The sequence below is a fragment of the Bifidobacterium sp. UTCIF-39 genome (genome assembly GCF_006408715.1).
Lineage (GTDB): Bacteria > Actinomycetota > Actinomycetes > Actinomycetales > Bifidobacteriaceae > Galliscardovia > Galliscardovia tissieri.
The window spans coordinates 52,418-62,261 of the sequence record NZ_JEOG01000008.1 but is presented as its reverse complement, the minus strand read 5'-3'; the positions used below and the strand labels follow the sequence as shown (position 1 = coordinate 62,261).

The following is a 9,844-nucleotide window of genomic DNA, read 5'->3' as shown; positions in this document are numbered from 1 at the left end:
GCGGTAGTGGATTGTGTCTGCGAGTGCCCGCCGCGTCTGTCGCATGCGCGGTGGCCGCTTGGCTACGGCTCGGGCCGAGGGGGTTAGAACTCGGGTTCGAGGGCGTTTTCGACCTGTGCGATGGTCAGGCCGAGGAATCTGGCGATCTCCGAGGCGCTGCGTCCGGTGGCGGCGAGCTGGCGGATCTGCCGTTCGTCCACCTGCGGCGCGGACGGCTGGAACACGGGCTGCTGCGCCGTCTGCTGCGGGAACGGTGGCTGCTGCTGCGGCGCGGCGGGCGCGGGCTCCTGCATGGCCTGGTCGAGCTGGGCGGCATTAGGCTGGAGCTCGTAGCTGTAGAGCTTGGGCGGGTTCCAGCCGCGTTTCTTGGCTTCGCCGTTGCCGCTATAGGTGACGGTGAACCGGTCGCCGATGTGGGGCATGTCGCGCGCGACCCTGCGGCTGGCGTTACGCAAAGTCCCGATGTTCTTGCCCTTGACGTACACGGCGCGCATGCCGTCGTCACCGGGGATCATGGGGTCGCGCTGGTCGGTGGCGATGTGCACGACGATCTGCATCATAGGCTGCCCGTTGTCGAAGAACTTCGGGGCGCCGGTGTCGATGTCGTGCTGCTGCTGCGCTTCGATGTTCCTGACGATGCCCGAGGCCGTGGTGCCGATGGGATCGTCCTTGCCGATGGCGGACGGCGTGCCGCCGGACATGACCTGCGCGAGTGACGGCAGCGGCTCCGTGCCGCCGAAGCCGGGGGTGGCGGCGGGTTGTTGTGCTGCGAACATGGGTTCTCCTAACTGTTGTGTTGTTCGGTGTTCTCTGAATGCGGGTATCGGGCTTCGAGCAACGGCGTGAGGCGCGTCCACCGTTCCGGCACCTCGGTCCGCGGCTTGGCGGTCTCCGGGATGACGGGACCTCGGTCGTTGGCCCATGTGCCGCAATCGAAGCAGTGGCCGGTGGACTTGGGCAGCGTGCGGATCCACGCGTCGCGTACGTCCGCGCCGTCGGATTGCTCGATGAGGTCCATGAACGTGACCAGCAATTGCGCGCGGGTGAGCGCCCACATGCCGGGCTTGGGGTCGAAGCGCATCTGCACGGGCAGCGCGTCCGCGAGGGTCAGGCCGTTGCGGGGCAGGAAGTAGATGCACATGTGCTCCACCCGTTCCTCCTCGCGTGTCAGGCCGATGCCGTAGAGGCTGGGACGCGTCGATGAGCGGGCCGGTCGTGCGGTGGGCGATCAGCCAGCGCGCACAGTCGCGGAACATGCCGGACGCGGCCTGCATGTCGGCGGTGCCGTCGGCCTGGGGCGCGTAGCAGCTGAGGGTCAGGGTCATGTACTGGGAGACCGGCGTGGGCATGGATCCCGGGTCCAGCGTCAGGAATGTTTTCCTGCGCTGCCCGGCTGGCATGTCCCAGCCGAACGCGATGCCGGGGAACGCGTCCGCGAGCCCGTCGAGGATCATGTCGGACGGGTCGACGCCGATGAGCGATGGGGTCATAGCGTCAGCCTTCCCGGCATGCCGGCCAGCATGCCTCGATGCTTGTCCTCGACCGCCTGCGGGATGGTGGCGACGACGTTGCCTCGGTTTTCGTTCTCGTTGCGGTACACCTCGATGGACGGGTGCGCCGTGGCCATCCCGCGGAACTGCGTTTCGACGTTGTCGAGGATCGTCGCGTTGTGCAGCAGCTCCCTAGACACCGTCGAACGGTTGAGCACGAGTCTGCCGGGTTTCATGCGTCAAGGCTCCTTTCCGCGTGGTACTGGACTCCGACATACTGGTCGCCGCGCCGCCATTCCTCGGGCGTGTTGATGATGGTCAGGGTCTCCCCGCGGACGTGGACGGTGTCGCCGACGCGCACGGGGAACGGGGGCGTGCCGCGCAGGTACAGGTCGTATCCGGATGCGGTCACCGTGCGCCCGGTGTCGGTCTGCCGCTCGTACGTGCCTGGCGCGACCAGCATGCTCATCACGCCCAGTTCGACGGGATCTCCCACGACACGCCTGCCGTGTGCCATCGTGACGGGCCGTCTGGTGAACACAGCCTGTTCCCGCCCGTTCACGCCGCGCCTGCCATCGGTATGGAGAACGCGGTCTGGACGCCGTTGCCGAGCCGTCGTTTCTCCGTGTCGTACAGGTACAGGCCTCCCGTCGGGTTCGCGAACGAGTAGCCGTCCGTGAACGGTCCGGTGGTCCTGTTCATCTGCGTGATGCCGGCGGGGATGTCCCCCGTGCCGGGGAGCATGGCGCGTTTGACCATCTCGCAGCAGATGTCCGAGCACAGGCCGGGGTTCTCGGCCTCGGCCCGGCTCCATCCGGGGCAGTCGGCGCGGATGATGCGCGACGCGCGAGCCAGCAGGACTCCCGCCCTTGCGCGCTCCTCGTCGGTCAGCGTGTGCCAGCCGGCCTCGAGCGTGTCCACGTACGCGAACACGCTGCCATCCGGGTACACGCCGGTTTCATCGTCCATGGCATGGCTCCTTTCCACGGTCCGGGTCAGCCGGAGACCGAGACGATGCCGTCGTGTTCGACGGTGACGGCGACGTCCTGCGGGGCCGTGTCCGGCAGGACCCTGCAGGAGAGCGTGGCCGTCCCGCCCACGCGCAGGGTCAGGGATCCGGGCTCCGTCTCGATGCGTTGCGGCTCGGACGGGTCGGCTACGATAAAAAAACCCGCGGCCTTGCCCTTGGCCACGAGATCGTTGTACGCGGCGACGACCTGTTCGAGCGTGGCGTTGGAAGCGAGCGTGGACACCGCCGCGCTCTTCTTCACCAGCCCGGCGGTGCTCGTGGACGCCGCGGCAGGCAGCACACCGTCCGCGATCTTGTCACGGGTCACCGCCTTCGCCGCGATCTTCGCGCCGGTCACGGCCCCATCCGCGAGGCTCGTGGAGCCGGAGCCCGTGAACGGGGTGCCGTCGGGGTTGTACAGGGCGACCGGCGCGTCCAGGGGGCCGGCCTTGCGCTTCGCGGTGCGTTTCTGCACGATGAGGTTCTGCACGGGGAAGGACATCACGCCTCCTTGAGCACGGCGAAGCCGTTGGGGTCGAGGACCGCGTACGCGAACACGGCCTCGGTGCGGTAGGCGACCATGTTCACGTTCTGCAGGTCGGTGCCCGCGTGGTCCGGGTCACCGTAGGGGATCATGGTGGCGAACATGTCGCGCACCATGCCCCACTTGATCAGGCTGAAATCGCCCATGAGGGCGAGCACTCCGGTGGGGGTCTTGGCCTTGGTGCCGTTGACGGTGCCGGACGTGGCGGCGGTGATGCCGTCCAGAGAGCCGGCCTGCAGGTTGAGCGGGATCTCCGGGTAGAAGCGCATGCCTGTGGAGGGGACGCGCACCTTGCGCAGGCGGGACGCCCACGTGCGCGACAGGGCGACGCCGTTGACGTCGTACGTCTGGTTGAGCGCGTCGGCCAGCGCGTCCACGTTCGCGATCTCGTCGTCGCCTGCGGTCACGGCCTTCGCCTGCGCGGTCAGGGCGTCGTAGCCGGTGAGCGTCTCGCCGTCCTTGGGGTTGACGGCGTGGTAGATCACGTAGTCGAGGGCGCGGCCGATGGCGGCGGCCTGGTCGAGCTGGATCGCCTCGATGATCTGGGTGCGGTTGTCCTCGTCGGCCCACTGGAGCTCGTTGGTGACGCGCGTGGTGGTCTGCACCTTGAAGCGTTTCGCGCTCACGGTGGTGGTGTCCTGCTCGTAGCTGCCCTTGGACTGGCCCTCGGCCACGACCTCGGCCTCGCTCTTGCCGTTGAACATGAGGAAGTCCTTGTCGGTGAAGATCATCGGGCTGGACGGGCTGAGCGCGGCGATGGTGCTGGTGTCCTTGGCCTTGTTGACCACCGCGGTGGCGAGCTCCCTGGGCAGGGGCAGTTTTTCGAGTGTCATTGCCATGATTGGGTTTCCTTTCAGAATCGGTTGTGATGGTTGTAGTGGAGGATGTCAGTCGGAGAACATGCGGTTGACGAAGTCGCGGGTCTCCTGGCCCTTGGCGGGATGGGCCGGCTTGCCGCCCTGGTTGGGCATGCCCTTGGGCTTGGGATGAGCCCACTGGTCGAGCTTCTTCGCGTACTCGCTCATGGCCTCGAGGCTGTCGCCGTGCAGCAGCTCCACGGGCACGCCGGTGTCCTTCGACACCTGCGCCGCCCATTCGGCATGCTGCCTCTCCGCTTTCATGGCCGTGTTCTCGGTCTCGAGCTCCTTGAGGCGCTTCGCGGTCTTCTCCGCTTCGCTCAGGCTTGATTCCTTGAGCTTCTCCAGTTCGACGGCGGCCGCGCTGTTGTCCTTCGCGCGCTGCTCCCACTTGCGCGAATGCGAGACGGCCTCGCGGTACTTCGCCTCCCAGTCGGTCTGCTGCGCTTCGCCGTGCGGCTCGGACACGTCCTGCGACTGGTCGGTGCTGGTGGTGGCTTCCTCGGCCATGATTCCTCCTGATGGTTAATATGGGGCCCGTTTCGGGCATAAAAAAACCACCCGTGCGGGTGGTCATGAACAGAAAAAACGGTTATGGGCTAATCCTGATTGGCGAGCGGATACTCGTCACGAGGCCTGCCGTAGAAGAGACACCATGCTACCCATCGTCGCAGCTCGTTGTCGGTAACGAACGGCCCCTGAGCCTCAATATTGAAGAACGGCTGTTCAAAAAGGTCGGAATAGCAATCCAGCAGATCTTCCACGGTGGCGGACTCGTCATTGACGAAACTGTCAAAATCACCGTCCCACAGATATCTCATTGCGATAGGGGCGCTTGTTGCAGCAACTGTCATCTGGCCATCGCCTCCTTCACCATTTCTGTAAACATTTTAGCTGATTCCGGGAACCAGCGCTGTATATGTTTCCATGATTCAGGATTGGCGATCTGGGCTGACATCATCTCGGCAAACGCTTCATTTGGTCTGGATGATTTATCCCAATAGTCAAGATCCCAATGGCCTGCATAACCATGGTAGTCCGGTGACCAAGCCTGGATCATATCATCCAAATCCGCTGCGTTACGTTTTGGAATGGCGTCATGGACCTTATTTCGTATGCTTTTTGCAACATCCGCTGCGGTCGGTTCCTGTTTTTCAATCTCAGTCCTCCACAGCAGTAGTCCAGCACGGAGTAAGGATGTGTGCCCGCTCCCAATGAGGTCTTTTAGCTCCATCTTGATATTGCCCACTTTGATCATCTTGCTTATGGTCTTCGAGGGGAGTCGATGGTATTTTTTCAGATATGCTTCGGCCTCTTCAATCTCCTTGAAACTGACTCGCCAGCCATCTTTCAGTTCCCGTTCCACACCTTTTTTCAGGTTGCTGTAGTCATCCCATAGAGCCTTCCCGAATTTATCGGGCTCCGACCAACTGAACGTCAGTTCTGAATAGAGTTCGCCGGATCTGTCGTTGAGCAGCCAGTCAAGCATATGGGACGACTCGTGAAACATGACCTGATATGGGGTGGAGATGCTCGACGCATTCCCGATGGATGGCAGGTTGATCGAGATTCCACCGTCCGATTGCAGGAAGTATGCGTCAGCACAGTTCGGGTTGTGTATCCGGTAGTCTCCAGCGTATTTGGCCCAGAGTTTCACGGTGTTCTCGTGCCCGTTCTTGGCGGCTTGTTTGAGCAGCTGGTTCATGCGCAGCGTATGCCGGCTTCCGAGCTGCCGGGCGAATTCACTGCCTCGGGGGATGCGCATGTCAGGGGCGAACACGACACCGTCCTTGAGCAGGTCGGGGAAATTGTAGCGCAGCCACGACGCTATCTCCTTGACGCCTGTACTGTCTCCGGCGGCCTTGGCCGACTCCTTGGCCTGGGCGTACATGCTCTTCCACTGGGCCTGTTTGGCGAGCAGCTGCTCGTCCCTGCCCCAGCTTGGTACGACCGTGCACCGGCAATGACCGTCGTGGAAGCTTCCTCCGAGGGACGCGGTCTCCTCGCTCGTGTAGGCGAATCCGCGGGAGGCGAGCATGACGCAGAACGCGCAGGGCCTCGCACCACCGCACACGCGGGCCCACCGCGGTCGGGTGGGGTCGGCCTGGATGTTCTGCCGCATGGTGAGCCTGCCGCTGGTGGCGATCATGTCGGCGATGAACTGCTGCGCGTCGTCCACGTTCGACAGGTCGGGCCACAGGTCGGCCATGGTCACACCGCTGCGCGCCCTGCCCTCCTTGACCTGCTGGTAGGTGAGGCCCGCGTAGTCGGTGTTGTTGAACCCGCCCTGCAGATCCCATAGCGCTCGGTCCGGGTCCAGCGGCTCCGACACGTGGTCCGGCATTTCGACGTTCCCGGATTCGGCCCAGAGGAGGCGCAGCCGCTGGTAGTAGTCGTTGGCCATCTGACTGGCCTCGCGCGCATAGTCCTGGACGAGCTCCTGAAGGTCGATGTCGCCGCGGGTGACCGCGGTTTCGATCGCGTCGGTGGCCGCGTCGGTCAGGTTATCAAGATTGTCCTGATAGTCCCGTTGCGCCTGTTCCAGCAGCCGCTTCAGATCCGGGCTGGCCGGCAGATCGTTCATCGTCGCCATCCGCCGTCACCTCCTGCGTCCGCTGGGGTAGTGTCTGCTGTTTGAGCCGGTCGATCTGCTCCTGTGCGCGCTGGCGCTGCTGCCATGCGCGGAAGCTTTTGAGTTCGTCGGCGTTCAGGCCGAGTTTGCTTAGGCCCACGTCGGAGTCGGCCCACGCGGGGTTGGCTCCGGCGACCTTCGTGTAGTAGTCGGCGCGTGCCGCCTCGGACACGACGCGGGTGGGAGCCCACAGGGGGCGGATGCCGGTCAGGTCGGGCGGGTCGGGCGTGTTGTCGCGCAGTTGGACGGCCATGCTCATCGCGGTCATGAGCTGGACGCCGAACGCGCGGTTCTGCCGGTCCGCGATCCGGGTCAGCTGGTCCTCGGCCGCGGCCAGGGCCTCGGCGCTGGTGGGGTTGGTCAGGCGGATGCCGAGCTGTTCGGCGGGGATGCCGGTCTCGGCGCTGGCGAGCATGGCGATGGTCTCGAGCATGTCGCCGTGCGGCTGCATGCTCGCCTGGGTGACCTGCCTGAGTTCGGGGATGTTGTCGTTCTCGTCGCGGCTGACCGCGTTGATGCTGGACACGAGGCTGCTCCACGTGTCCTGGCTGAACGCGTTCCGGTTGAGGCCGAGGAACCAGATCTTGGGCACGCTGTAGAACTCGGCGGACGCCTCCATGCGGATCATGGTGCGCATGGCCATGTCGGTCAGGTTCATGAGCGTGCGGTTGATGCGGCTGTGACCGAACGGACGGTCTCCACGGTCGTAGACGATGGGCACCACGCTGACACGGTCGAGGCGGTTGTCCTGGCGTTCCGCGCTCCAGCCGCCCGTATCGTGCCGGCATGCGTAGTTGCGTCCGGGCAGCCATGCGTTGAACGCGGTCATGTTCCCGTACTGGTCGTTGTCGGTGATGGTCAGGGCGGCGGCGATCCGGTGGCGCGTGTTGTCCCAGATCGCGGCCGACCAGTCCGCCGAACGCGGGGTGACGAGGATGCGTTCGCCCGACGGGTCGTCGGGGTCGTAGTCGATGGTCAGGAACGAGCAGGAGTGCTTGTAGCAGCTGATGATCGCCTCGCCCATCGTGTCGGTCAGTGCGTTGTCCGACACGATGCTCGTGATGCCGTTCGGATCGCCGTCCGGCGTCTCGAAGCCTTCGAACACGCTCTTGTCAGCCAGGGCGCGCACGCTTTTCTGCGGCCAGCCGACCACGACTCCGGCCTTGGCCGCCACGACGTTGGGGATGCTGATGCCGAGGTTGTTGAACCGTTGCCTGCCGTCGTAGAACGCGCTGCGCAGGAGATTGCGCGCGTAGTGGTCGCGCCATACCTTCAACAGTCGGCGGATGGCGCGCATGTCGTCGTCGGGAACGCCCGCGATGCGGCTGATCTGCGATCCTGCGGTGTTGAGGTATGGGGTTCCGGAGGCTATGGAAAGGTCGGTCATGTCAGACCATCACCTCCTGTCTTCGGTTGGGGTCTCGTTTGGTGATGAAGGTGCCGTACAGGGCGAGCGTGCACGCGACCAGGGGACTGATGTCGATGTCCGAGCCGGTCTTGTTCCAGCCGAACGCGCCCGACTGGCCGATGTTCCTGGTGGTGGCGTTGATTACCGCGGTGGCGAGGGCGGGCTGTTCGCTGTCGGGCAGGTGGGTGAGCTTGCGGTCGCGCAGCATGTCGAGGAGGCGTCCGCATGCGCGGCCCATGTCGGACGCGTTCGTGACGATGACCTTGACGTGCCGGGCATTCAGGTCGGGCAGCAGGCTCATGGCGGGGCTTTGCCCGTCGATGACGACGCTTGCGGTGCGCGGCCAGGCCTCGACGATCCGGTCCACCGCCCACATGGTGCCTTTGGACTGGGTGCTTTCGAAGGCGCGCAGCTCGATGTGCACGGTGCCGTCCGCGTGTTTGATGGCTCCGCCGATGGCGAGGCTGGAGCGGTCGGGGCTCATGTCGAGCGCGTAGCCGACCAGTCCGGTCTTGTCCACCCGGCCGGGGTCGATGGCGGCCTGCGCCCACTGTTCGGGGTTGATGGCCCTGCGGGTGGTCGATTCGTCCCAGATGCCGAGGGCCTCCCGTCGGAAGCTGTCGGGGGCCATGAGGTTGCGCATGCGCTGGATCGCGGATTCCGGGGTGCGTTTCGGGTACGAGGGATTGGCCTTCGCCCACTGGTCCCGGTCGTCGGGATCGGCGTCACGGTCGGCCGCCAGCTCCACGTACACCATGCCGTCCACGCCGTTGAGCGCGTTCCTGCGTTTCTCCTCGAACACCTCGGACTGGTCGCCGGGCTTGGGAGGGTTTCCCAGGAACACCACCAGCGGGTCGGGGCTCGTGTTGACGACGGGCAGCATGTTGTCCAGCGCCTTGACGGTGAGGATCTGCGCCTCGTCGAAGATCTCCACGTCAACGCTGTGCAGGCCTCGGCCGAAACCGTTCTCGCGGGCGCCGAACATGATGCGTCCGCCGTTGCGGAACGTGATCTCCTGCTGGCCGTTGGCGCGGCGGATGCGTTCCACGTAGCGGGCGAGCAGCCTGTTCTTCGCCAGGTCGCACAGGTCGTTGAACGTCTCGTCCGAGGTGCGCGTGTGGTGCGCGGTCCAGATGACCTTCAGGCCGGGCTTGAGGATGCATTTCAGGAACATGGCGGTGCCGAGCGTGAACGTCTTGCCGATCTGCCGGCACGAGGAGACCACGGTGCCGCCCTCGCCGCACGCGTACCGTCCATCCTGCCGCCGGGCGAGCAGCAGGTAGAGCAGCCCCTGCTGCCACAGGTCGTACCGGATGCCCGCCCTGCACGCGGCCTTGTTGAGCCGGGTGAAATCGGAGGAGACGATGCCGGTCGGCTGCTTGAGTACCTGGGCGATCTCAGACAATCGACGCTCCGGCATCCTCGCTCACCTCCATGGGTTCGTCCTCGATGTCGAGCAGCGGGTCCCCGCCGCCCATGGCGTCCAGCTCGCGGCACACCGCGATGAGCTGTCGGCTGATGGCCGGCAGCGCGGTGGCCGGCGTTCCGGGGTCGTCGAGCGCGATCTGGAGTCTGTCGCGGTTGCGGCGCAGCACGTCCTCCAGCTTGCCGTCCATCATCCGTTCGAACTCACGGCCCGTCAGAGGTCCCGGCTTCGCATCCCGCTTCGGCAGGGGCTTGACCGTCTGACGGGACGGTCCGGCCCCGCCCTGCCGGGAGCGTTGCGCGGCCTTCCGGCATGTGGCTCCGCAGTATTTGGCGGTGGAACGCATGTTCACGGGCAGTGGCTTACCGCAGTGGGCGCATGTGCGCATCCGTGACACCTCCTGTCTGCCGTGACATGTCACGGATGGAAACCGCGGGGAGAAATCGGCCCTGCACGTGAACCGGCCACGGAGGCCGTG

The 9,844-nt window shown here is 65.1% G+C and carries 13 protein-coding genes; all 13 read right to left on the bottom strand.

All coding sequences use genetic code 11. The annotated features are described in order from the left end of the window. Window positions 1-83: 83 nt before the first annotated feature. The 13 genes from EP30_RS05305 to EP30_RS05245 all read right to left on the bottom strand — a co-directional run bounded on the left by EP30_RS05305 (window position 84) and on the right by EP30_RS05245 (window position 9,754). Window positions 84-776: a hypothetical protein gene (locus EP30_RS05305; RefSeq protein ID WP_140556795.1), complete on the bottom strand. Its 693-nt coding sequence runs from the start codon at window positions 774-776 to the stop codon at window positions 84-86. An 8-nt stretch (window positions 777-784) separates the two neighbouring features. Further along, window positions 785-1,150 (bottom strand): hypothetical protein, encoded by a 366-nt coding sequence (locus EP30_RS05300; protein WP_140556793.1) that lies wholly within the window; start codon window positions 1,148-1,150, stop codon window positions 785-787. A gap of 336 nt (window positions 1,151-1,486) precedes the next feature. Then, window positions 1,487-1,726: a hypothetical protein gene (locus EP30_RS05295; protein ID WP_140556791.1), complete on the bottom strand. Its 240-nt coding sequence runs from the start codon at window positions 1,724-1,726 to the stop codon at window positions 1,487-1,489. Beyond that, window positions 1,723-1,986 (bottom strand): hypothetical protein, encoded by a 264-nt coding sequence (locus tag EP30_RS05290; RefSeq protein WP_140556789.1) that lies wholly within the window; start codon window positions 1,984-1,986, stop codon window positions 1,723-1,725. The genes EP30_RS05295 and EP30_RS05290 overlap by 4 nt, the downstream gene beginning before the upstream one ends. Before the next feature lie 62 nt (window positions 1,987-2,048). Beyond that, a complete protein-coding gene (locus EP30_RS05285; protein WP_140556787.1) occupies window positions 2,049-2,459 on the bottom strand; it encodes a Gp19/Gp15/Gp42 family protein in 411 nt (136 codons plus the stop codon). A gap of 26 nt (window positions 2,460-2,485) precedes the next feature. After that, complete coding sequence (locus EP30_RS05280) at window positions 2,486-3,001, bottom strand: hypothetical protein (protein ID WP_140556785.1); 516 nt, start codon at window positions 2,999-3,001, stop codon at window positions 2,486-2,488. Beyond that, window positions 3,001-3,882, bottom strand: coding sequence for a phage major capsid protein (locus tag EP30_RS05275; RefSeq protein ID WP_140556783.1), 882 nt, complete (start codon window positions 3,880-3,882; stop codon window positions 3,001-3,003). The genes EP30_RS05280 and EP30_RS05275 overlap by 1 nt, the downstream gene beginning before the upstream one ends. Window positions 3,883-3,930: 48 nt before the next feature. After that, a complete protein-coding gene (locus tag EP30_RS05270) occupies window positions 3,931-4,410 on the bottom strand; it encodes a heavy metal transporter (RefSeq protein WP_140556780.1) in 480 nt (159 codons plus the stop codon). Window positions 4,411-4,499: 89 nt separating this feature from the next. Next, window positions 4,500-4,754, bottom strand: a complete 255-nt coding sequence (locus tag EP30_RS05265) for a hypothetical protein (protein ID WP_140556778.1) — start codon at window positions 4,752-4,754, stop codon at window positions 4,500-4,502. Next, window positions 4,751-6,493, bottom strand: a complete 1,743-nt coding sequence (locus EP30_RS05260) for a hypothetical protein (RefSeq protein ID WP_140556776.1) — start codon at window positions 6,491-6,493, stop codon at window positions 4,751-4,753. Before EP30_RS05260 ends, EP30_RS05265 begins: the two co-directional genes overlap by 4 nt. Then, a complete protein-coding gene (locus tag EP30_RS05255) occupies window positions 6,408-7,919 on the bottom strand; it encodes a phage portal protein (protein ID WP_140556774.1) in 1,512 nt (503 codons plus the stop codon). Before EP30_RS05255 ends, EP30_RS05260 begins: the two co-directional genes overlap by 86 nt. Before the next feature lies 1 nt (window position 7,920). Continuing rightward, the gene (locus EP30_RS05250; protein WP_140556772.1) at window positions 7,921-9,360 is read right to left on the bottom strand and encodes a terminase; all 1,440 of its coding nucleotides are present in this window, start codon (window positions 9,358-9,360) and stop codon (window positions 7,921-7,923) included. Next, the gene (locus EP30_RS05245) at window positions 9,338-9,754 is read right to left on the bottom strand and encodes a hypothetical protein (RefSeq protein WP_140556770.1); all 417 of its coding nucleotides are present in this window, start codon (window positions 9,752-9,754) and stop codon (window positions 9,338-9,340) included. Before EP30_RS05245 ends, EP30_RS05250 begins: the two co-directional genes overlap by 23 nt. Window positions 9,755-9,844 lie beyond the last annotated feature (90 nt).